The sequence below is a fragment of the Flavobacterium sp. genome (assembly GCF_034111225.1).
Lineage (GTDB): Bacteria > Bacteroidota > Bacteroidia > Flavobacteriales > Flavobacteriaceae > Flavobacterium.
In genome coordinates this window covers 53877-76204 of the sequence record NZ_JAWUXR010000009.1, presented here as the reverse complement: position 1 = coordinate 76204, position 22328 = coordinate 53877, and the positions used below count along the sequence as shown (strand labels likewise).

22 protein-coding genes are annotated in these 22328 nt (G+C 30.3%); 10 read left to right on the top strand and 12 right to left on the bottom strand.

What is annotated here, in order from left to right; all coding sequences use genetic code 11:
* Positions 1–85 precede the first annotated feature (85 nt).
* Together UXY25_RS05030 and UXY25_RS05025 are read left to right on the top strand one after the other, a co-directional pair.
* Positions 86–565 (top strand): hypothetical protein, encoded by a 480-nt coding sequence (locus tag UXY25_RS05030; protein ID WP_320814909.1) that lies wholly within the window; start codon positions 86–88, stop codon positions 563–565.
* Complete coding sequence (locus UXY25_RS05025) at positions 555–755, top strand: helix-turn-helix transcriptional regulator (RefSeq protein ID WP_320814908.1); 201 nt, start codon at positions 555–557, stop codon at positions 753–755. The genes UXY25_RS05030 and UXY25_RS05025 overlap by 11 nt, the downstream gene beginning before the upstream one ends.
* 39 nt (positions 756–794) lie before the next feature.
* Here UXY25_RS05025 and UXY25_RS05020 read toward each other — a convergent pair whose 3' ends face one another.
* The 3 genes from UXY25_RS05020 to UXY25_RS05010 are packed head-to-tail and all read right to left on the bottom strand — an operon-like array spanning position 795 to position 5442.
* On the bottom strand, positions 795–2846 hold the full coding sequence (locus UXY25_RS05020) for a protein-disulfide reductase DsbD family protein (RefSeq protein ID WP_320814907.1): 2052 nt from the start codon (positions 2844–2846) through the stop codon (positions 795–797).
* On the bottom strand, positions 2843–4153 hold the full coding sequence (tilS, locus tag UXY25_RS05015) for a tRNA lysidine(34) synthetase TilS (RefSeq protein WP_320814906.1): 1311 nt from the start codon (positions 4151–4153) through the stop codon (positions 2843–2845). The genes UXY25_RS05020 and tilS overlap by 4 nt, the downstream gene beginning before the upstream one ends.
* A gap of 5 nt (positions 4154–4158) precedes the next feature.
* Positions 4159–5442, bottom strand: a complete 1284-nt coding sequence (locus tag UXY25_RS05010; RefSeq protein ID WP_320814905.1) for an anthranilate synthase component I family protein — start codon at positions 5440–5442, stop codon at positions 4159–4161.
* A gap of 79 nt (positions 5443–5521) precedes the next feature.
* Here UXY25_RS05010 and UXY25_RS05005 point away from each other — a divergent pair, with 79 nt between their 5' ends.
* Positions 5522–5896 (top strand): DoxX family protein, encoded by a 375-nt coding sequence (locus UXY25_RS05005; RefSeq protein ID WP_320814904.1) that lies wholly within the window; start codon positions 5522–5524, stop codon positions 5894–5896.
* 69 nt (positions 5897–5965) lie between these two features.
* Here the strand turns inward: UXY25_RS05005 and lpdA are convergent, their stop codons facing one another.
* Both lpdA and UXY25_RS04995 read right to left on the bottom strand, forming a co-directional pair.
* Positions 5966–7369 (bottom strand): dihydrolipoyl dehydrogenase, encoded by a 1404-nt coding sequence (gene lpdA / locus UXY25_RS05000; RefSeq protein ID WP_320814903.1) that lies wholly within the window; start codon positions 7367–7369, stop codon positions 5966–5968.
* A gap of 90 nt (positions 7370–7459) precedes the next feature.
* On the bottom strand, positions 7460–7921 hold the full coding sequence (locus UXY25_RS04995; RefSeq protein ID WP_320814902.1) for an Lrp/AsnC family transcriptional regulator: 462 nt from the start codon (positions 7919–7921) through the stop codon (positions 7460–7462).
* A gap of 168 nt (positions 7922–8089) precedes the next feature.
* Here UXY25_RS04995 and UXY25_RS04990 point away from each other — a divergent pair, with 168 nt between their 5' ends.
* From UXY25_RS04990 to UXY25_RS04960, 7 genes are all read left to right on the top strand, one after another.
* Complete coding sequence (locus UXY25_RS04990) at positions 8090–9292, top strand: aminotransferase class I/II-fold pyridoxal phosphate-dependent enzyme (protein ID WP_320814901.1); 1203 nt, start codon at positions 8090–8092, stop codon at positions 9290–9292.
* 80 nt (positions 9293–9372) lie between these two features.
* On the top strand, positions 9373–10842 hold the full coding sequence (gene nhaC / locus UXY25_RS04985) for a Na+/H+ antiporter NhaC (protein ID WP_320814900.1): 1470 nt from the start codon (positions 9373–9375) through the stop codon (positions 10840–10842).
* 138 nt (positions 10843–10980) lie between these two features.
* Positions 10981–13167 (top strand): catalase/peroxidase HPI, encoded by a 2187-nt coding sequence (gene katG, locus UXY25_RS04980; protein ID WP_320814899.1) that lies wholly within the window; start codon positions 10981–10983, stop codon positions 13165–13167.
* Between the two features lie 181 nt (positions 13168–13348).
* Positions 13349–13984, top strand: a complete 636-nt coding sequence (locus UXY25_RS04975) for a peroxiredoxin (RefSeq protein WP_320814898.1) — start codon at positions 13349–13351, stop codon at positions 13982–13984.
* An 80-nt stretch (positions 13985–14064) separates the two neighbouring features.
* On the top strand, positions 14065–14373 hold the full coding sequence (locus UXY25_RS04970; RefSeq protein WP_320814897.1) for a thioredoxin family protein: 309 nt from the start codon (positions 14065–14067) through the stop codon (positions 14371–14373).
* Between the two features lie 12 nt (positions 14374–14385).
* On the top strand, positions 14386–14643 hold the full coding sequence (locus UXY25_RS04965) for a DUF6952 family protein (protein ID WP_320814896.1): 258 nt from the start codon (positions 14386–14388) through the stop codon (positions 14641–14643).
* A 93-nt stretch (positions 14644–14736) separates the two neighbouring features.
* A complete protein-coding gene (locus tag UXY25_RS04960; protein ID WP_320814895.1) occupies positions 14737–16470 on the top strand; it encodes an alpha/beta fold hydrolase in 1734 nt (577 codons plus the stop codon).
* Between the two features lie 60 nt (positions 16471–16530).
* On the opposite strand, the gene UXY25_RS04955 is transcribed toward UXY25_RS04960, so the two are convergent.
* From UXY25_RS04955 to rpsA, 7 genes are all read right to left on the bottom strand, one after another.
* Positions 16531–17202 carry a hypothetical protein gene (locus tag UXY25_RS04955; RefSeq protein ID WP_320814894.1) on the bottom strand — a complete coding sequence of 224 codons (672 nt, stop codon included), beginning with the start codon at positions 17200–17202 and terminating at the stop codon, positions 16531–16533.
* Between the two features lie 63 nt (positions 17203–17265).
* Entirely contained in the window at positions 17266–18294 is a 1029-nt protein-coding gene (gene arsB / locus UXY25_RS04950; protein ID WP_320814893.1) for an ACR3 family arsenite efflux transporter, read from the bottom strand.
* On the bottom strand, positions 18295–18909 hold the full coding sequence (locus tag UXY25_RS04945) for a protein-tyrosine-phosphatase (protein ID WP_320814892.1): 615 nt from the start codon (positions 18907–18909) through the stop codon (positions 18295–18297).
* A 3-nt stretch (positions 18910–18912) separates the two neighbouring features.
* Positions 18913–19530, bottom strand: coding sequence for a class I SAM-dependent methyltransferase (locus tag UXY25_RS04940; RefSeq protein ID WP_320814891.1), 618 nt, complete (start codon positions 19528–19530; stop codon positions 18913–18915).
* 1 nt (position 19531) lies between these two features.
* Positions 19532–20005 carry a DUF6428 family protein gene (locus UXY25_RS04935; RefSeq protein ID WP_320814890.1) on the bottom strand — a complete coding sequence of 158 codons (474 nt, stop codon included), beginning with the start codon at positions 20003–20005 and terminating at the stop codon, positions 19532–19534.
* Positions 20006–20079: 74 nt separating this feature from the next.
* On the bottom strand, positions 20080–20403 hold the full coding sequence (locus UXY25_RS04930; protein WP_320814889.1) for a metalloregulator ArsR/SmtB family transcription factor: 324 nt from the start codon (positions 20401–20403) through the stop codon (positions 20080–20082).
* Between the two features lie 112 nt (positions 20404–20515).
* Entirely contained in the window at positions 20516–22285 is a 1770-nt protein-coding gene (gene rpsA / locus UXY25_RS04925) for a 30S ribosomal protein S1 (protein ID WP_320814888.1), read from the bottom strand.
* Positions 22286–22328 lie beyond the last annotated feature (43 nt).

The window sequence follows — 22328 nt, the reverse complement described above, 5'->3', positions numbered from 1 at the left end:
TACTTTGTTTTACTTTTTGTTAATTTTATTTGTCTAAATGTAAAATAAACTTTACATTTGAATTGTAATTTTAACACAACTCACTATGAAAGCAAAATTTTTATTTCCAAACTCATTTAAAAAAATTGGTTGGTTCTTATTTGTACCTTCTGTTATTATAACAGTCTTAATTTCAGTGCTTCACATTAATAGTGATGAATATTTAAATGTAAATGTATTTGCAGTTTATGTAGATGAAATTTTGGGTAAACACCACTATTTTAAATTAATTAAAAACAGTATTTTAGATGAAATTTTAACAATTTCTATGATTCTTGGTGGAATTCTGATTTGTTTTTCAAAATTAAAAGTCGAAGATGAAATGATTTCTAAAATTAGATACGAAAGTTTAGTTTGGGCAACCTACTTAAATTATGGGTTAATTATATTATTCACAATCTTTATTTATGGAACACCATATTTAAGTGTATTATTTCATAATATGTTCACTTTATTACTATTCTTTATCATTCGTTTTCATTATATGATTTATAAACTAAATAAAGCCAATCAAGATGACGAATAATCTAAAAGTATTAAGGGCCATCAAAAATATTTCGCAAGAAGAATTGGCAAAACAAATAGAAGTTAGCAGACAAACTATAAACGCTATGGAAAAAGGAAAATATGTTCCTTCTACTCTATTAGCTTTAAAATTAGCTCGATATTTTGATAAACCCGTAGAAGAAATATTTACTTTAGAAGAAACAGACTAAAAAAAATCCCAATCTTAAGATTGGGATTTTTTATTTTAATTACTTTTTAAAAGCATTTAAACCTTCTTCTAACCAAGTTTTATATTCTTCAACATCTGGAGTATAACCTACTTGCTTCGTTAAATCTTTTCCATTATCATCTAATATAATATAGTATGGTTGTGCATTGTTTTTATAACGTGTAATTTGGTAATCACTCCATTTGTTTCCAACTGTTACAATCTCTTTTCCTGTTTCAGGAGAAATATATTGTTCTTCTTTTGGTAATTCTTCTTTAGAATCTACATATAATGAAATTAAAACAAATTTATCTTTCAATAAAGGTAAAATTTCTGGTGTTGACCATACAAAATCTTCCATTTTTCTACAATTTACACAAGCATATCCTGTGAAATCTAGTAAAATTGGTTTTCCAACTTCTTTCGCATAAGCCAAACCTTCTTCATAATCGTGGAAAGCAATAATTCCGTGTGGTCCTTTATGTGCATGTTCTGGTAAAGTTGAAATTGCTCCAACGTTTCTTTCATTCTTATATCCTACTCCATTTGGGCTTTCACTATAGGTCATTGGTGGTGGAAAACCAGAAATTAATTTCAAAGGCGCTCCCCATAATCCAGGAATTAGATATAATGTAAACATAGAAACTAAAATAGCCATGTATAATCTTCCTACAGATAAATGCGAAATTGGACTATCATGTGGTAACATTAATTTTCCAAATAAGTATAAAGCCCAAGCACCAAAGATTACAATCCAAATGATTAAGAATAACTCTCTTTCTAAATAATGTCCTTGTACTACTAAATCAGCATTTGATAAAAATTTGAATGCTAAAGCTAATTCTAAAAATCCTAATGAAACTTTAACTGTATTTAACCATCCGCCAGATTTTGGTAATGAATTCATCCAACCTGGAAACATAGCAAATAACATAAATGGTAACGCTAGTGCTAGTGAAAATCCAACCATACCAACAATTGGTGCTAAACCACCTTTTGAAGCTGCTTCAACTAATAATGTTCCAACAATTGGCCCAGTACAAGAAAAAGAAACAATAGCTAAAGCTAAAGCCATAAATAAAATTCCAACAAACCCACCTCTATCAGCTTGTTTGTCTACTTTGTTAGCCCAAGAATTTGGTAAAACAATCTCAAATGCTCCTAAGAATGAAGTTGCAAAGAATACTAATAATCCAAAGAAAATTACATTAAACCAAACGTTTGTTGACAATGCATTTAAAGCATCAGCACCAAATACCCAGGTTACAATAGTTCCTAATAAAACATATATCAATATGATTGAAATTCCGTATAAAATAGCATTTCGCTTTCCTTCTGCTTTAGTTTTACTTTGTTTGGTAAAGAAACTTACTGTCATTGGAATCATTGGAAATACACAAGGTGTTAACAACGCTGCAAAACCACCTAAAAATGCTAAAAAGAATATGGTCCACAAACCTTTTTTCTCTTCTTCAACTGGTTCATCTGTAGTTATAACCTCAGCAACAACATTATCTATTTTTTCAGCTTTAATTTCAGTTGTTGTTAATGCTGAATCTATTTCAATAGTAGCAATTTCAGTTGAAATATTCTCTTCGTTTGATTCAACTTTTACAACTTCTTCAACCTTAACTATATCTATAATTTCAGGTAGTTTAAAAGTTAAATTATCGTCTTCTTGTATGCATTTTCCTTCTATACAAACCTGACCTGCTAATGTTACTTTTATTTCTTTTAATTTGGGGTTTGTAACTTTAATTAATTGAACAAAATGTGCTTTTTTAGTAAAAAAGTATTCATCTACTTCAAAGATGTCATTATATACTTTTTTATAAGCTCCTTCTTTTGTTTTACCAACTAATGTGAAATTATTTTTAGCATTTTTAAATTCAAATTCTAATTGCTGTGGACCACCATCTGGAGTAAATTGTGAATACAAATGCCAATCAGTATCGATAGTTGCATCCATTATTAATTCAAATTCGGTATTTGATTTTTGAACAATTTTAGTAGTCCATTTTACAGGATCTAAGATTTGGGCATTTCCTAAAAAGGAAAATAAAAGGACTAAAAGGGCTATTAATTTTTTCATTCTGTAATTTCTATTTTTATAATATTCTGCGTTGTTTCATTTGCTAAAAATTGCTGGTCGGCACGTTTACCAATAACCCAAACAATTTCATTATTTGAAGTAAGTAGCCATTGATTTTCTTTATCTATTAACGAATATTTCTCGTCTTTAAAATACTTACTTAATTTCTTTTTTCCTTTCATTCCAGAAGGGTAAAAAGAATCTCCTTCTTGTTTTTTTCTAATAACTAAAGGAAATTGAATCTTATTTTCGTCTACAAATATAACATTGTTAGTTGTAATTGAAATGTTATCTACCTTACATTGATTAATATTTAAGGGAAATTTAAGACTTTTTTGATCCTCATTAATGATATATTCTTCTATAACATCATCTATTGGTTTAGAGTATAGTAATAAGCTTTCTCGATCTTTTAAAAGTATATGTGTATTTGAAAAAATTTGCTTTCCAGATTGTGCATTCACTAAATCGTAAACATCATACCAAGCTGTAAAACCAAATTTATTCAGCCATTGGTACAAATAACTCTTGTGATTTTTAAATTGGAGTAAAGTTGTAAGGTTAATTCCCTTTTTACCTTCAAATTCTTTAACAACCTTTTCATAAACCATTTTAGATGCATCTTCCGCTAATTCATTAGTTTGCTTTAAATGATTTAATGTATTTTGAAAAGAGTCTAAAAAACTTGGATTCAATTCCTTTAAAATAGGAATTATATTATGACGCAGCTTATTACGCAAATATTTATCGGAAGCATTGCTAGTATCTTCACGCCAAGTAATTCCATTTTCATATACGTAATTTTCAATTTCTTCTCTTGAAAACGGCAATAAAGGACGAATAATAGTTCCTTTTTGAGATGGAATTCCAGTTAAACCTTCTAAACCAGTTCCTCTAGTAAAATTGATTAAAAAAGTTTCTACTTGATCATCTAAATGATGAGCAGTTGTAATATAATCGTAATTTTCTTTTGCTAAAACTTCATTAAACCAATCATAACGTAATTTTCTGGCTGCTAACTGAATAGATAATTTATTTTCATTTGCATACTTTTCAGTTTGAAACGAAATAGTATTAAAAGGAATTTGATTTTCATGAGCAAATTGTTTTACAAAGCGTTCATCTTCATCACTTTCATTACCACGCAATTGAAAATTACAATGTGCAATTCCAATTTGGTAGTTTAATGCATGAAATAAATGTACTAAAACCATACTATCAATTCCGCCACTTGTTGCCAAAAGCAGTTTCTTTCCTTTTAAATGAGGAAAATTATTTTCTAAATGAAGTTGGATTTTTTTTATCATATTAATTATTTCAAAACCTCAAACATAGCTTTTGCTTTTAATAAACACTCTTCATATTCCATTTCTGGATTTGACAAAGAAGTAATGGCACTTCCTACGGAAAAAGATAAATATTGGTTTCTTTCATTATATAAAATACTTCTAATTACTACATTAAAATCGAAATCGCCATTTGGGGTAAAATAACCCACTGCTCCACTGTATAATCCGCGTTTGGTTTCTTCTAATTCTTCAATAATTTTCATTGCCGAAATTTTTGGAGCTCCTGTCATACTTCCCATTGGAAAAGTAGTTCGTAAAATTTCAATTGGCGATGTTGTAAAATCAACTTCAGAAACAATTGTAGAAATCATTTGATGTACTTGTTTAAATGTATACAATCCACAAAGTTCTTCTACTTTTACACTTCCTTTTGTAGCTGTGTGCGATAAATCATTTCGAACTAAATCTACAATCATAATGTTTTCAGAACGCTCTTTTTCATTTACTCCTAACTCTTCTTTTAATTTTTCATCTTCAATTGAATCTAAATTTCGTTTTGCTGTTCCTTTAATAGGTTGCGAAATTACCTTTGTATTTTCTTTACGTAAATAACGTTCTGGCGAAGCCGAAAGCAAATATTGTTTGTCATTTTTAAAATAAACGGCAAATGGTGGCTCTGAAATATCATTCAGTTTAATATAAGTTTCTATTGGATTAATCTGAGTATCATTAGCAAAAAATTCCATGCAAAAATTAGCCTCATAAATATCACCTTTATGAATATGCTCTAACACTTTTGAAACTTTAGAAATATAATTTTGTTTAGAAATTCTTTGTTGAATTTCAGCTAATTCATAATTTCTAATTAGCAATTTGTAATTAGCAATTTCATTAAAATCAACTTCTACCTCATCATCACACATGTTTAAGTACTGAATCTCTAATTCATTTCCTTTTAATAAAAATAACTTTTTAGGTTGAAAGAAATAAACATCTGGAAATTCTAAACCATCAAAATTTTGAGATTTTAAATCTTCAATATCATTTTTCAAATCATATGATAAGTAACCAAATAACCAATCTTTTGTGTGTGATTGATATTGCTGTAAATCTTCAAATGCATTTACATAATCTGTTTTAATAGACGTAAAAGCATCTAAAGCAACAATTAAATCGTAACTAGAATAATTTTGATGGTAATTATTTGAATCTAAAAAAGTAACTTCTCGAAATTGATTAGACCAATTGAGTAATTGATATTTAAATTCTTTAGTATTGGTAATATGTTTAAAAATAGACGTTCTCAATTATTCTCGTTTTATGCTCAAAAATACAATAAATATTTATCCTTATCTTTATACAACTAATCAATAAACTTTAAAAGTTATGAAAATTGCAACTATTATTATTCGTGTACTGTTAGGAGCTTTATTATTATTTGCTTCTCTGTCCTTTTTCTTTCATTTAGTTCCAGAACCAGAAGCTACAGGAAATATGAAAATTTTTAACGACGGATTAGCTGCAAGTGGCTATTTAATGGTTCTTGTTAAAATCGTAGAATTAATTTGTGGGTTATCCTTTGTTACTGGAAAATTCATGAAACTTTCTCCAATACTTTTAATGCCAATATCTATCAATATTTTACTAGTACATGTATTTATGATGCCGGAAGGAATACCAATTGCTCTTTTTGTGTTATTAGGAAATCTATTTTTAATCTATCGAAATTGGGATAGTTATAAAGAATTATTTACTGCATAATAAATTTTTAAAACAAAAAAGTCCCACCAATGTGGGACTTTTTTATTGCAATAAATATGTTTTATTTTTTTAAACGTGTAATGCTCTATTATCAGTAGCAGCTAAAGCAGCTTCTTTAATAGCTTCAGCAAATGTTGGATGTGCATGAGACATTCTTGAAATATCTTCAGCGCTAGCTCTAAATTCCATAGCAACAACTGCTTCTGCAATTAAATCCGCACAACGAGCACCAATCATGTGAACTCCTAAAACTTCATCTGTTTTAGCATCGGCTAAGATTTTTACAAAACCATCTAAATCTCCACCAGCTCTTGCTCTACCTAGAGCCTTGAAAGGAAAACTTCCTGATTTATAAGCAACACCTGCTTCTTTTAATTGCTCTTCTGTTTGTCCAACAGCTGCAACTTCTGGCCAAGTATAAACAACACCTGGAATTAAATTATAATCAATATGAGGTTTTTGACCTGCTAAAATTTCAGCAACCATTGCTCCTTCTTCTTCTGCTTTATGCGCTAACATAGCTCCACGAACTACATCTCCAATTGCATAAATATTTGGAATATTAGTTTGTAAATGATCGTTAACATCAACCATTCCTCTATCCGTAATTTTCACACCTGCTTTGTCCGCATTCAATCCAGCTGTATATGGACGACGACCTACAGAAACTAATGCGTAATCTCCTTCTAAAGTAACAATTTGACCTTTTTTATCTTCTGCTTGAACAGCAACTGTATCTCCGTTTCTTTCAACTGATTGTACCTTGTGAGAAACATAGAATTTCATTCCTTGTTTCTTTAATACTTTTGTTAATTCTTTAGATAATGAACTGTCCATTCCTGGAATAATTCTATCCATATATTCTACAACAGAAACTTGCGATCCTAAACGTAAATAAACCTGACCTAATTCAATACCAATAACCCCACCACCAATAATTACTAAATGTTTAGGAACTTCCGGTAATTTTAATGCTTCCGTAGAAGTAATAACTCTTTCTTTATCTAAAGTAATAAAAGGTAAACTAGAAGGTTTTGAACCTGTAGCAATAATGATGTTCTTAGATTCAATAATTTCAGATGAACCGTCTTTTTTAGTTACTTTTACAGAAGTAGCGCTTTCAAAAGAACCTACTCCTTCAAAAACAGTAATTTTGTTTTTGTCCATTAAATATTTTACTCCCCCAGAAGTTTGATCTACAACTGCTTGTTTACGAGCAATCATTTTTTCAAGATTTACTTTAACTTCTCCAGAAACTTCAATTCCGTGATCTGCAAAATGTTTCATTTCATCATAATGATGAGAAGATGCTAACATTGCTTTTGAAGGAATACATCCTACATTTAAACAAGTTCCACCTAAAGTAGAATATTTTTCAATAATGGCAGTTTTTAATCCTAATTGTGCACAACGAATAGCTGATACATATCCTCCAGGACCAGAACCTATAATAGTAACATCAAATTGACTCATAGTATATGTTTTGTGTGTTTATTTTGCAAGTGCAAAAGTAAGAATTTTTGTTTAAACGAATTAGTAATTTTTGTAAAAATACAATTCGCACTAAGTTAATTTAAATGCAGTTGTGTTTTTTACTTCCCCAATCATAAACGTACTATGGGTACTACCAATGTCTTTAATAGTCGTTAGTTTTGTAACCATAAATTCACGATACGCTTCCATATCTTCAACAAATATTTTTAAAATATAATCATAGTCACCACTTACATGAAAACACTCTAATACTTCATCTAACTTTAGAATTTGTTTTTCAAAATGCTTGATTAAATCAATATTATGTTGGGTCAGTTTAACGTGACAAAAAACCACAAAACTTTTACTTACCTTTGATTTATCTAATATGGCTATGTAATTTTTGATAACACCTTCACGTTCTAATTTTTTCACCCTTTCATACACAGCTGTTACTGATAGATTTAACTTATCGGAAAGTTCTTTTGTTGTTTTTTTAGTATCCTTTTGAAGCATTTCTAAAAGTTTCCTATCAATTACATCTAATTTCATCTTGCAAATTTTTTTACTGAATTTCAAATTTAAGAAATTATATAGAATTAAAATCTATTTATGTAAATTTATTTGGTTTTAAAAACTATTTTTCTATAAAATGATTGATTTTGGTATTAACATTATTGATATTTGATGTATTAAAAATTTTAAAAAATACAAGTTATTATGAGTAAATTCAATCCAGCTGACAATATTCAAGATTTACAATACTTTGGTGAATTTGGAGGAGTTAATCCTTCAATTTCTGATTCGTCAACTTATACATTTCTTTCTGCAAAAACAATGTTCGATACTTTCGAAGGTAATGCAGAAGGTTGTTATTTATATTCTCGTCACTCATCTCCAAGTAATTTATATTTAGACAGAGCACTTGCTGCAATGGAAGGTACAGAAACTGCAAATGTTGCTGCATCTGGAATGGGAGCAATTACTCCTACCCTATTACAATTATGTGGAAACGGAGAACATGTTGTTTCTAGCAGAACTATTTATGGAGGAACTTATGCCTTTTTAAAGAATTTCGCACCAAGAATGGGAATTCAAACCGCTTTTGTAGACATTACTAAATTAGATATTGTAGAAGCTGCAATTACTCCAAATACTAAAGTTTTATACTGTGAAACTGTAAGTAACCCTTTATTAGAAGTAGCTGATTTAGCTGGTCTTTCTAAAATTGCTAAAAAACATAATCTTAAATTAGTTGTAGATAATACTTTTTCTCCATTATCTGTTTCACCAACTAAATTTGGTGCAGATATTGTAATTCATAGTTTAACAAAATACATCAATGGAAGTAGTGATACTGTTGGAGGTGTAGTTTGTGCTTCACAAGAGTTTATTAATGATTTGAAAAACGTAAACTCTGGAGCAAGTATGTTATTAGGTCCAACAATGGACAGTATGCGTTCGGCTTCAGTAATGAAAAACTTAAGAACTTTACATTTACGTATAAAACAACACAGTCACAACGCTGCATATTTAGCTGATAAATTTGAAAAAGACGGTTTAAAAACTGTTTATCCTGGATTGAAAAGTCACCCAAGCCATAAAATATATTCTACGATGATTAATCCAGAATACGGTTTTGGAGGAATGATGACTGTAGACGTAGGAAGTTTAGATAAAGCAAATGCTTTAATGGAACTAATGCAAGAACGCAACCTAGGCTATTTAGCAGTAAGTTTAGGTTTTTATAAAACATTATTCAGTGCACCAGGATCATCAACTTCTTCTGAAATTCCAATGGAAGAACAAGCTGAAATGGGATTAACTGATGGTTTAATTCGTTTTTCAATTGGACTAGACAATGACATTGAAAGAACTTACCAAATGATGAAAACTTGCATGAAAGAATTGAATATTCTTTAATTTATAAGTTACTAATAAAGTCCGCTTAAGAAATTCTTAAGCGGATTTTTTTTTCTATATTGCGTCTTCAAAAAAAATAAATGGATACTAAAATAAATTCAAATAAAGAGTTAAATATTTGGGAAGCTCTAATCCCTATTTTTGCATTAATCGTCATGTTGGCTTATAATGTTTTAGTTGCTTATAGCGGCGAAGACGATGATCCACTTGGGGGTAGTAATCAATTTGTATTACTTTTAGGAGCGGGTGTTGCAGTAATAGTAGGTTTATTTAATAAAGTTACTTTTCAAAACATGATTGATGAAGTAGCGGAAAATATTAAATCTACAGCAGGTGCTATTTTAATTTTATTAATGGTTGGAGCTCTTGCCGGAACATGGTTAATTAGCGGAATTATTCCTTCTATGATTTATTATGGACTTCAAATACTAAGCCCAAGCATCTTTTTACCAGCAACTATGATTATTTGTGCTGTAATTTCTATTGCTACAGGAAGTTCATGGACAACCTCTGCAACTGTTGGAATTGCTTTAGTTGGAATTGGAGGAGCATTAGGGTTCCCTGTTGGAATGGTTGCTGGTGCTGTAATTTCTGGAGCTTATTTTGGAGATAAATTATCTCCAATGTCTGATACAACAAATTTAGCTCCTGCAATGGCTGGAACTGATTTGTTTACACACATAAAGTATATGGCTTTAACCACTACACCAACATTTATTGTTTCTTTAATTTTATTTATTATAATCGGTCTTACCATTAATGTTGAAGGAGTTACAGATACTTCTGCAATGTTACTAGATATAAAAAAATCATTTAACATTACTGGATGGTTATTTTTAGTTCCAATAATTGTTATTGGATTAATTTTTAAAAAAACGGAGCCATTAATTGCTTTATTTATTGGAGTATTATTAGGGGCAATTTTTGCAGTAATTTTCCAACCACAAATTATTAACCAAATTGCTGGAGTAGAGAGCTCTTCATTTAGATCAACTTATAGAGGTGTAATGGATGCGATCACCATTGAAACAGTAATTCCTACAGAAAATGAAAGCTTGGTCAAGCTTTTCAAAGCAAAAGGAATGAGTGGGATGCTAGGAACTATTTGGTTAATTCTATGCGCAATGGTTTTTGGAGGTGTAATGGATGCTATTGGAGCATTAGCAAGAATTAGTCAAGCCTTATTAAAGTTGGCGAAAACTACCTTTGGTTTATTTGCTGCAACTGTAGGAAGTTGTTTAGCCTTAAACATCACTGCCTCTGACCAGTATTTAGCAATAGTTGTTCCTGGAAAAATGTTTAAAAAAGCATATCAAGATAAAGGTTTAGCACCAGAAAATTTAAGTAGAACTTTAGAAGATTCTGGTACGGTTACTTCAGTATTAATTCCTTGGAATACTTGTGGAGCATATCAATCAGGAACCTTAGGTGTAGATACTTTTGATTATTTACCTTATGCATTCTTTAATTTACTTAGCCCTATTATGACATTAATATTTGCAGCATTTAATATTAAAATAAGACTATTGATTTCAGATATTAAAAAATAGGTTTTAGATAAATAAAAACTATATCAATATAAAAACTAACCATTACTTAATTTAAGTAATGGTTTTTTTTTATGTAATTTTATAAAAACGATAATCTAAAAATCAACGAAATACAAACATCACTAACTGAAAAAAATTATGGAAGACAATAACAACATTGGAAAATGTCCTTTTCATCAAAAGGAAGACAATATTAAACCAGCTACAATTAATCAAGAATGGTGGCCTGAGACATTGAATTTAGATATTTTACATCAGCATGATACAAAAACCAACCCTATGGGTGAAAATTTTAATTATGCTGTAGAGTTTGAAAAATTAGATTTAGAAGCTCTAAAAAATGACTTAAAAAAATTAATGACAGATAGTCAAGATTGGTGGCCTTCAGATTGGGGACACTACGGTGGATTAATGATTCGTTTAGCTTGGCATTCAGCTGGAACATATAGAGTTTCTGATGGTCGTGGAGGAAGTAACACAGGAAACCAAAGGTTTGCTCCATTAAATAGCTGGCCAGATAACGGAAACTTAGACAAAGGAAGAAGGCTACTTTGGCCTATAAAGAAAAAATATGGAAATAAAATTTCTTGGGGTGATTTAATGATTTTAGCTGGTAATATGGCATATGAATCAATGGGCTTTAAAACATTTGGCTTTGCTGGAGGAAGAGAAGACATTTGGCATCCTGAAAAAGATATTTACTGGGGAGCTGAAAAAGAATGGCTAGCCGAAACAAAAGAACGATATAATAATGATGAAAATAGAGAATCATTAGACAACCCATTAGCAGCAGTACAAATGGGCTTAATTTATGTGAATCCTGAAGGAGTTGACGGTAAGCCAGACCCATTAAAAACAGCAATTGATGTACGAACTACTTTTAAACGTATGGCAATGAATGATGAAGAAACAGTCGCTCTAACAGCTGGTGGTCATACCGTAGGTAAAGCGCACGGTAATGGAGATGCATCGAAACTTGGAAGAGAGCCAGAAGCAGCCGGTATTGAAGAACAAGGTTTGGGTTGGCATAATCCAAAAGGAAGTGGGAATGCCGGTGATACTGTAACGAGTGGTCTTGAAGGCTCTTGGACGACTAACCCAACACGATGGGACAATGAATATTTTTACTTATTATTTACTTATGAATGGGAATTGAAAAAGAGTCCAGCTGGTGCGTGGCAATGGGAACCTATAAACATCAAAGAAGAAGACAAACCTATTGATGCTCATGATTCAACTAAGAGGAATAATCCAATTATGACTGATGCCGATATGGCAATGAAAATGGATCCTATTTACAGAAAAATTTCAGAAAAATTCCATAAAGACCCTACTTATTTTGAAGATGTATTTGCTAGAGCTTGGTTTAAATTAACACATCGTGATTTAGGACCAAAAAATCGCTATTTAGGCGCTGATGCTCCAATAGAAGAATTAATTTGGCAAGATCCTATTCCAAAAGTTGATTATACTTTATCAGATGCTGAAATTGATGAGTTAAAATCAAAATTATTAAATAGCGGATTAACTGATTCTGAATTAATATCAACAGCTTGGGACAGTGCTAGAACTTTTAGATGCTCAGATTTTAGAGGTGGTGCAAATGGAGCAAGAGTTCGTTTAGCTCCTCAAAAAGATTGGATTGGAAATGAACCAGAGCGTTTACAAAAAGTATTAAATACACTAACTAAAATTCAATCAGAATTATCGAAAAAGGTTAGCATTGCAGATTTAATTGTTTTAGGAGGAAGTGCCGCTATAGAGAAAGCTGCTCACAAAGCCGGAGTAACTATAAAAGTACCTTTCGAAGCAGGAAGAGGTGACGCAATCAAAGAAATGACTGATGCAGAATCATTTGAAGATTTAGAACCAACTCATGATGCTTTTAGGAACTATTTAAAAAAGGATTATGCTGCTAAACCAGAAGAGTTATTGCTAGACAGAGCTCAACTAATGGGATTAACTGCTCCAGAAATGACTGTTTTAATTGGTGGAATGCGTGTTTTAGGAACTAATTATAGTGAAACAAAACATGGGGTTTTCACTGATAAAGTAGGTGTATTAACAAATGATTTCTTTGTCAATTTAACAGATATGAATTATATATGGAAACCTACTGGACAAAATTCATATAATATTGTTGAAAGAAAAACAGGAGTGACAAAATGGACAGCAACTCGTGTTGATTTAGTTTTTGGTTCAAATTCTATTCTACGCTCATATTCAGAAGTTTATGCACAAGATGACAACAAAGAAAAATTTGTTAAAGATTTTGTTAAAGCTTGGTCAAAAGTGATGAATGCAGATCGTTTTGATTTGAATTAAAATCTTTCTCTGCATATACTTATTAATAAAAACGTCTCATAATTGGGACGTTTTTATATTTAAAAACTAATATAGATAAAACCTATTGCTCCATGATTAAATATGATTAATATCATTTTAGAATATTCATATTAAACGTATTTTTGTTCTGTAAAAATTAATAAATTAAAACTATAATAATATGTCATTAGTAGGAAGAAAGTTCCCAAACATTACAGTAGATGCAATCTCAGAAATGGGAGACAACTTAAGGATTAACGTTTTAGAAGAAGCGGTTAAAAACAAAAAGAAAGTACTTTTATTTTGGTACCCAAAAGATTTTACTTTTGTTTGCCCAACTGAATTACATGCTTTTCAAGCTGCTTTAGGTGAATTTAAAAAAAGAAACACTATGGTTATTGGTGCTTCATGCGACACTAACGAAGTACATTTTGCTTGGTTAAACACTGCAAAAGATAATGGTGGAATTGAAGGTGTAACCTACCCATTATTGGCAGATACTACTCGTAACTTATCTTCTGCTTTAGGTATTTTAGACGTTGCAGTTGATTTTGACGAAGATTATGAAGATGAATTATTAGTAGGATCAAACGTTACTTATAGAGCTACTTATTTAGTTGATGAAGACGGAAAAATTTTCCACGAAAGCGTAAACGATATGCCATTAGGTAGAAATGTAAATGAATATTTACGTTTAGTAGATGCTTACACGCACGTTCAAACTAAAGGAGAAGTTTGTCCTGCAAACTGGGAAGAAGGTAAAGAAGCAATGAGTGCAGACAGATTAAGTACTGCTGCATATTTATCTTCTAACTAATTCAATAACAAAATTCAATGGCAATGTCATAAACAATTAATTGAAAGTTGACATTGTCATTAATTTTAAATTTAAAAAAAATGTTTACAGAAATAGAACAAGATAATTTAGCAGAAGTAATTGCTCAAAACGAAACGGTTATAGTACAGTTTTCAGCAACATGGTGTGGAAATTGTAGAATTATGAAACCAAAATTCAAAAAAATGGCTTCAGAAAATGAATTAATCCCTTTTTTAATGGTTGATGCTGAAAAATTTCCAGAATCTAGAAAACTAGCTACAGTTGATAACTTACCCACGTTTGCTACTTTTAAAAATGGTGTTTTAGTTAATCAAACACAAACTAATAAAGCAGAAGTTTTAGCAGAACTAGTTAATGAAGTTATATAAATTTAGCATAAAATGAAAATACCTGTAATTAAACAACTAACTCAATTTATAGAAGATAACGATCAAGATTATCTAATTGAAACTATTGAGGTTTTAGAAAACTTAACAGAAGTTTCTTCTTTAAAAGATGAAGAGTTAGATGTTATTGGAGAACTTATCTCTAATATGTATGGAGCTCTTGAAGTACACAAGATGATAAAAGATGGAACTGACAAGAAAACTGCTCTTAATGATTTTATGAAAAGGGTACTTGGATCTATTGATAAATAAGAAGATTACTATGTATGCATAATAAAAGTTAGAAAATATAAAAATTTTAACAAATTATTTATATATTGCACAGCAAATGCTAAATAATTTTTTATGAAAAAAACTACTCTTTATGCTATTATATTCCTTTTTTCATTCACAATAATTAATGCCCAAAACGAAATATTCAAGCCAAGAAATCCTGAATTTGAGTTTTTCGATTATTCAAATGATACAATAATAGTTCCTTTAAAAAGCCCAATTATTGATTCCAGCGGAAGAGTTGTAACAAGTAAAATTCCATATCCAATTATTTTTATTCACGGACTTAATTCAAGTTCTGAAACATGGAATACTTCCACTAATTATTTAGATTCACAATACGGTTTTACTTTTGGTGGTAGATTTGATTTTTGCCTAAGTGCAGACGGAAACCACAATGTAGCAAACAAAAATTTCTATCCAACCACTGGAGCAGATATTGCAGCATTTGAAACTACCACAATGCAAAATGGTGATTATTATTATGTAAATTTTGATGTAAACATTAACGGTTCTATTGGAACTTCTGTTTATAGTAATCAATCAGCCGTAACCAAACAAGGAGTAGCAGTTAAGAAAGCTGTAGAAAGAGTATTAGCGTTAACAGGAAAAGATAAAGTGATTCTTGTGGGTCACAGTATGGGTGGTTTAGCTTCAAGAGAATATATTCAAAACTCTATAAACTGGCAACCAGATGGTCAACATCATGTTGCTAAATTTTTCACCCTTGGAACTCCTCATGGTGGCAGTAATGCAAGCGATATTGGCTTAGGTTGGATTATTGGAATGGAAACTCGCTCAGAGGCTTTAAGAGATTTAAAAATAACCTATTATTATAGTGGAGAACCTAGTAGATACTTGTTTGGTGGAGTTGAAGTGAATAACTCAAGTAATATGAATGAACATTTATTTGGAAGTGATTATTGGAATATAGATGTTAACTGTAATGGATCTATTGGGAACACTATTGTTGGTATAAATCAAAAACCAATTGATAATCTTATTGATTTTTCTAGTGTTATTGGTAGAGTTAATGGATCTTCAACAGATGGAGTTGTAACAGAAGCTGCTGCTAGAATGGAAAATTATTTTACAGGTACTGGTTTAACCTATCCAATTAAATATTTTTATTATTCTGCTTTAGGCATTGAGGTGCATACTGCACTTCCAAGTCAACCTTATTATGTAATGCAAGGATTAGACGAACCTAATGTTAAAGAGTTAGCTTATAAAATTTCTACAAATACCGATTACAGAGGATTTACAACTGTACAAGCAAGTGGAACTACAATTGATGATGATTTTTACAAATTTACAGTTACTGACAATGTAAATGCAGCTGTTTCAGTAAGTAGTATTGTTACAAGTACAATGAATGCAACTATTTTAAATAGTACTGGTACAGCAATTGGTGCTTCACAAAACAATACTGGTTCAACAATAAATCTAATTAGAATACTTACACCTGGCGATTATTTTTTGAAAATTTCAAGCACTACTCCTACTAATACAAATTACCAAACACCTTATGTGTTTAATATTGCAACTACTTTAGGAACTAATGACAATGAATTTAATTCAATTAGCTACTACCCTAACCCTGTTAAAGATATTTTAACAATTGAAAATTACAACTATTCAAAAGCAAGTGTTTACTCAATATTAGGTCAGTTACTAAGTGTAAAATCAAACGAAAACAACTCTTCAAGCTCACAAATTAACATGTCTAATTATTCTAACGGAATATATATTTTAGTTTTAGAAAATGAATTAGGAACTAAAACAATTAAAGTAATTAAAGAATAAAACTCTATTATATACATAAAAAAAATGCTCTTTAAAAGAGCATTTTTTTTGTATTTAATCTTAATTCTTACCAATAAGTGATTTTTGCTTTAAAATTGAATCTACTTTTTTACGTTGTTTTTCAATTTCAAAAGTCTTTGAAGCTTGCATTTTAATATTGTCTTGAATCTCTTTTTCTCTCTTAGCTATTAAATCTCTAGCATCTTGAATATCTTCAGTTGCATTATCCTTTTCTTTAACTAGCTTCTTTTGATCGTCTTCAAAATCTTCTAATTTATCTTGCTCTTCTTTTAAAATATCATCAATTCTAATTTCTGAAGCTTTTAAAGCAATTCTATTTACAATTTCTTCAGCATAAGCAAATTTCTTAGCATTCAACTTACTATCTAAAAAAGCGCCACCTAAATTAAAAAACACAGTGTAACGCAATCCTGTTCCTTCTTTTTCAATAATTTGATGAATATCAATAGTATTCTCACTAATTTCTTTAATTAAAGCGTCGTCTAAATAAATTTCGTTAGAACGTTTTATCTTTTCTCTATCTCCTTTGAATTTTTTTGTGACTTTTTTAATCGCATCTTCTAAATTATCTTCAGAAATATGAGGAATAATAATTTCAATTCCAGGTTGATTTCCTTTACTCATGTTCTTACGAACCTCTTTAGTCTCCATATTTTGAGCAAATCCAACACTTGAGACAAAAAGACTGAATAGTAAAATTTTAAATTTCATATTTAATTAAATTTGGTTTATATAGTTTAGAAACAATATTAAACAAAAAGTCACATATAAATTCTAATAAAATTTATTTTTTAACCAAAAAGCAACATTTACTAATATAATTAAAGCCGGAACTTCTACTAAAGGACCAATAACTCCAGCAAAAGCTTGCCCGCTATTGATTCCAAAAACCCCTATAGAAACAGCAATTGCTAATTCGAAATTATTTCCTGAAGCAGTAAAGGAAACAGCAACAGCATCTCGATAATTAGCTCCTATTTTCTTTGCTACAAAAAACATTAAGAAGAACATAATTGCAAAGAAGATTACCAATGGAATTGCAATTCTAATTACATCTAAAGGCAAATCAACAATCATTTCTCCTTTTAAGCTAAACATGACAACAATTGTAAAAAGTAAAGCAATTAACGTTATTGGAGAAACAAACGGAATAAATTTTTGATTAAACCATTTATCTCCAAAATATTTCTTTATAAAATAACGACTCAATACTGCTAATGCAAACGGAATTCCTAAATAAATTCCAACAGTCTGTGCAATTTCAGCAATAGTTATATTCAACTCTAAACCTTTAATACCAAATAAAGGCAACATTATTTCTAAATAAAAATAGGCATACAAACTAAAGAAAAACACCTGTAGCAAACTGTTAATTCCAATTAAACCAGCTGTTAATTCCCGATTTCCTTCTGCTAATTCGTTCCAAACAATTACCATAGCAATACATGGAGCAATTCCTATAATGATTAAGCCAGTCATGTATTCTGGGTAATCTTTTAAGAAAAAGGTTGCTAATAAGAACATTAAAAAAGGACCAAAAATCCAAGTAATTAAAAAGGAAGCTGTTAATAATTTTGGCTTTTCAAACATTTTCGGAATTTTTGAAAAATCAATTTTTGTCAACGGTGGATACATCATTAAAATCAAACCAATTGCCAAAGGAATATTAGTAGTTCCAGAAGAAAATGAATTAATGAAATTTGCTGAATTTGGAATAAAATATCCAATTCCAACACCAATTAACATTGCTAGGAAAATCCATAGCGTTAAAAATTTGTCTAAAAAACCTAATCTTTTTTTCATCTATTTATTTTGAATTTGAGAGAATACATAATACATTTCAGATGCAATTTCTAGACTTCTTTCGGCATACTTTGCATCCATTAACTCTGTTCCATCAAATGTTTTTGGGTCTTCATATCGGATTGGTAAACGCACTTCAGCACCTGAAATAAAAGGACAACCTTCATCTGCTGAAGAACATGTCATGATTGCAGCAAAATTAGAAGAAGGATTAAATGCATCATCAAAAGTCTTAGAAAAACAAATGACAGGAAGTGAATTCTCATCATATTTAACTGCATACACAGGATTAGCTTCTGAATTTAGTTTTTGAATTTGAAATCCTTGATTTAATAGCGTCTCTGCAACTTTTGGAAACATTGCTGTTGTCGCTGTTCCGCCAGAATAACAATTTACATTAGACATATTATAAAAATAAGCCATTGTTTGCGCCCATATTTGAGCCAAATGACTTCTACGAGAATTATGTGTACAAATGAAATTTAAGCGAACAGAATCATTCTTATTGGTTTTATGCGCTATATAATCAACTAATGGTTGCAAATATTCTTTCCTTTCTTCAGAAATTGACATTTTACTAATTACATTAATTGTTTCTTTTAATGTTGTATTCATTTTTTACTGCTTTCTAAAATGACAAAAAATAAAATTTTGGGTTGTATCAAATGGTGTTTCATGATCTTCGGTAAAACAATTTTCCATTTCAAACTCTTCTTCAAATAAATCCAATATTTTTTCAACTGAATATTGAGTAATCTCTAAACCACTACATTTTAATGGACCTTCATCAGAAAATGTTCCCAAAAGAAAACTTCCATTGGAGTTTAAAGCATTAGAAACAATAGTTCTATATTTTATAATATCTGTTTCGTTTGTCAAAAAATGAAAAGAAGCTCTATCGTGCCAAGCATCAAATTTTTCAGTTGTTATGAAATCTAAAACATCTGAAACTATAAAAGTAACTTTATCAGCATTAGCTCCTAGCCTCTTCTTACTTCTTTCGATAGCATTTTCAGAAATATCCAATAAATATAAATTGGTATAACCCAATTCAATTAAACTGTCAATTAAATAACTATCGCCACCACCAATATCAATAATTTTGGCATCCTTTGGTAATTTACACGCCTTTATTAATTGTATAGAAGTTTCCGGTTGTTTTTGAAACCAACTAACTTCATTTTCTGCCTTTGTAGTAAAGACTTTTTCCCAATGTTCTTTTTTTATATTTTCCATATTAACAACATCCTGAATTTGGATTACACGAATTTTCTTTTTGTTTCCACTCACCTATTTTAACTTTCTGCTTTTCTACAGGAATCCCGCAATTATCTTTAGCTAAACAATCGGTTAATTTTGAAGTAAGTAAAAAGTTTGCACCGTCGAAATCTAAATCAAATTTACCAATAGTATCTTTCATTTGGTATTCTACTTCAATTTCTAAATCTGGAATTTGTAGTTTTTTTTCAGATAATTCAATAATATGAATCAATTTTTCAGGGTGCAATCGATGATCATAATCGTTTGCTTCCCATAATTGAAAGTTTACAACTTCTTCGTTTCTGACAGTTCCACCGCAATCAATAAAGTTTTTGGTTACTTTACCAACTTCGGTAACGTGAAAATGATTAGGAACCAATGTTCCATCAGGTAACTGAAAAGCAATGGTTTTCAACTTTTGTAAAGCTATTTTTATTTCTGATAATTTCATATTTAGATTTTTAGATTATTGGACATTTAGATTTTAGACTTCTATAATCTAAGAAGTCTAACTTGTCTAATTATTTAACAACACTTATTTTGCAATTGATTTGAGATTCCATTAAAATAAGTTTCAAACATAGAAATGGTTTCAGGATTTAAGCAATAACAAATTGCCGTTCCTTCGATAGTTCCTTTTATAATGTTTGCATTTTTCAATTCCTTTAAGTGCTGAGAAATTGTTGGCTGTGCCAATGGCAATTCGTTTACAATATCACCACAAATACAAGAATCTACTTTTAAAAGATATTGAATGATTGCAATCCTTGCAGGATGAGACAATGCTTTAAACACATTTGCCATATTATTCTGCTCATTTGTAAAAAAATCTGATTTTGAAGCTCCCATAATTAAATTATTATATTGCAATATTACGATATAATAATTAAAGAACAAAATTTTGCATAAAAAAAGTCCTGATTTTCATCAGGACTTTTAAGTATAAATTAGAATTTAGAGATTATTTATTTTCTCCTTTTTCCATTTTCGCTTTTAATTCAGCTAAAACATCTAAATCACCTAAAGTTGATTTATCTGCATTATTGTTTGATGAAGATGATTCAACAGCAGCTTTTACATGTTTTTCTTCTTCTTCACGGAAGATAGCTGTATGAGAAGCAACTACTCTTTTGAATTCTTTATTGAACTCAATAACTTTAAAGTCAGCAGATTCTCCTTTTTTCAATTTCTTACCATCTTCTTTTTCAAGGTGACGAGTAGGAATGAAAGCAACGATATCTTCTCCAAATTCAACAGTAGCACCTTTGTCTACAATTTCAGAAATTTCTCCGTTGTGAATAGTACCTTCAGCAAATGAAGCTTCATATTTATCCCATGGATTAGGAGTAGTTTGTTTGTGACCTAAAGATAATTTACGTCCTTCAACATCTAACTCTAAAACAACAACATCCATTTTGTCTCCAACGTTTACAAATTCAGATGGGTGCTTAATTTTCTTAGTCCAAGATAAATCAGAAATATAAACTAATCCGTCGATACCTTCTTCTAATTCAACAAATACACCAAAGTTTGTAAAGTTTCTTACAATACCGTTATGGTTTGAACCAACTGGGTACTTAGCTGTAATATCAGTCCAAGGATCTTGTGATAATTGCTTGATACCTAATGACATTTTACGGTCATCTCTATCTAGAGTTAAAACAACTGCTTCAACTTCATCTCCAATTTTCATGAAATCTTGAGCCGAACGTAAGTGCGTAGACCAAGACATTTCAGAAACGTGGATTAAACCTTCAACACCTTCAGCAACTTCGATAAATGCACCGTAATCAGCGATTACAACAACTTTACCTTTTACTTTATCACCAATAGCTAACTTAGTATCTAAAGCATCCCATGGGTGAGCGTTTAATTGTTTTAAACCTAATTGAATTCTTGTTTTCTCATCATCAAAATCAAGGATTACAACGTTTAATTTTTGATCTAATTCAAGAGCTTCACTTGGGTGATTAATTCTTGACCAAGATAAGTCTGTAATATGGATTAATCCATCTACACCACCTAAGTCAATAAACACACCATAAGAAGTAATGTTTTTAACAACACCTTCTAATACTTGTCCTTTTTCTAATTGACCAATGATTTCTTTTTTCTGGATTTCAATATCCGCTTCAATAAGCGCTTTATGAGAAACTACTACGTTTTTGAATTCGTGGTTGATTTTCACAACTTTAAATTCCATAGTTTTGTTTACATATTGATCGTAATCTCTAATTGGCTTAACGTCAATTTGAGAACCTGGTAAGAATGCTTCGATTCCGAAAACATCTACAATCATACCACCTTTAGTTCTACATTTTACGAAACCGTTAACGATTTCACCTGTGTCATGAGCAGAAATAACTCTGTCCCAAGCTTTAATAGTTCTCGCTTTTCTGTGAGATAATACTAATTGACCTGTTTTGTCTTCACGTACATCGATAAGTACTTCTACTTTATCTCCTTCTTTTAAAGCTGGATTGTAACGGAATTCATTTAAAGAAATTACACCTTCAGATTTAGCGTTGATATCAACGATAACATCTCTATCTGTGATTCTTACTACTACACCTTCTACTACTTCTGCATCATCAGTAGAGATAAAAGTTTTAGATACTAAATCTTCAAATTCTTGTAAGTTTTTTTCGTCTACTACATCAATACCTTCTTGGTAATTGTGCCAGTTAAAATCCGCTAAAAACGCTTCTTGTTCTTTATTAATTTCAGACATGCTGATAAAAAATTTGTATTCTGTGCTATTCAATGGGTTTTTA

Excerpts from the sequence above, each read along its gene's own strand:
- UXY25_RS05030 (WP_320814909.1), top strand. The coding sequence starts at position 86 with ATGAAAGCAAAATTTTTATTTCCAAACTCATTTAAAAAAATTGGTTGG.
- UXY25_RS05025 (WP_320814908.1), top strand. The coding sequence starts at position 555 with ATGACGAATAATCTAAAAGTATTAAGGGCCATCAAAAATATTTCGCAA.
- UXY25_RS05020 (WP_320814907.1), bottom strand. The coding sequence starts at position 2,846 with ATGAAAAAATTAATAGCCCTTTTAGTCCTTTTATTTTCCTTTTTAGGA.
- tilS (WP_320814906.1), bottom strand. The coding sequence starts at position 4,153 with ATGATAAAAAAAATCCAACTTCATTTAGAAAATAATTTTCCTCATTTA.
- UXY25_RS05005 (WP_320814904.1), top strand. The coding sequence starts at position 5,522 with ATGAAAATTGCAACTATTATTATTCGTGTACTGTTAGGAGCTTTATTA.
- lpdA (WP_320814903.1), bottom strand. The coding sequence starts at position 7,369 with ATGAGTCAATTTGATGTTACTATTATAGGTTCTGGTCCTGGAGGATAT.
- UXY25_RS04995 (WP_320814902.1), bottom strand. The coding sequence starts at position 7,921 with ATGAAATTAGATGTAATTGATAGGAAACTTTTAGAAATGCTTCAAAAG.
- UXY25_RS04990 (WP_320814901.1), top strand. The coding sequence starts at position 8,090 with ATGAGTAAATTCAATCCAGCTGACAATATTCAAGATTTACAATACTTT.
- nhaC (WP_320814900.1), top strand. The coding sequence starts at position 9,373 with ATGGATACTAAAATAAATTCAAATAAAGAGTTAAATATTTGGGAAGCT.
- katG (WP_320814899.1), top strand. The coding sequence starts at position 10,981 with ATGGAAGACAATAACAACATTGGAAAATGTCCTTTTCATCAAAAGGAA.
- UXY25_RS04975 (WP_320814898.1), top strand. The coding sequence starts at position 13,349 with ATGTCATTAGTAGGAAGAAAGTTCCCAAACATTACAGTAGATGCAATC.
- UXY25_RS04970 (WP_320814897.1), top strand. The coding sequence starts at position 14,065 with ATGTTTACAGAAATAGAACAAGATAATTTAGCAGAAGTAATTGCTCAA.
- UXY25_RS04965 (WP_320814896.1), top strand. The coding sequence starts at position 14,386 with ATGAAAATACCTGTAATTAAACAACTAACTCAATTTATAGAAGATAAC.
- UXY25_RS04960 (WP_320814895.1), top strand. The coding sequence starts at position 14,737 with ATGAAAAAAACTACTCTTTATGCTATTATATTCCTTTTTTCATTCACA.
- UXY25_RS04955 (WP_320814894.1), bottom strand. The coding sequence starts at position 17,202 with ATGAAATTTAAAATTTTACTATTCAGTCTTTTTGTCTCAAGTGTTGGA.
- arsB (WP_320814893.1), bottom strand. The coding sequence starts at position 18,294 with ATGAAAAAAAGATTAGGTTTTTTAGACAAATTTTTAACGCTATGGATT.
- UXY25_RS04945 (WP_320814892.1), bottom strand. The coding sequence starts at position 18,909 with ATGAATACAACATTAAAAGAAACAATTAATGTAATTAGTAAAATGTCA.
- UXY25_RS04940 (WP_320814891.1), bottom strand. The coding sequence starts at position 19,530 with ATGGAAAATATAAAAAAAGAACATTGGGAAAAAGTCTTTACTACAAAG.
- UXY25_RS04935 (WP_320814890.1), bottom strand. The coding sequence starts at position 20,005 with ATGAAATTATCAGAAATAAAAATAGCTTTACAAAAGTTGAAAACCATT.
- UXY25_RS04930 (WP_320814889.1), bottom strand. The coding sequence starts at position 20,403 with ATGGGAGCTTCAAAATCAGATTTTTTTACAAATGAGCAGAATAATATG.
- rpsA (WP_320814888.1), bottom strand. The coding sequence starts at position 22,285 with ATGTCTGAAATTAATAAAGAACAAGAAGCGTTTTTAGCGGATTTTAAC.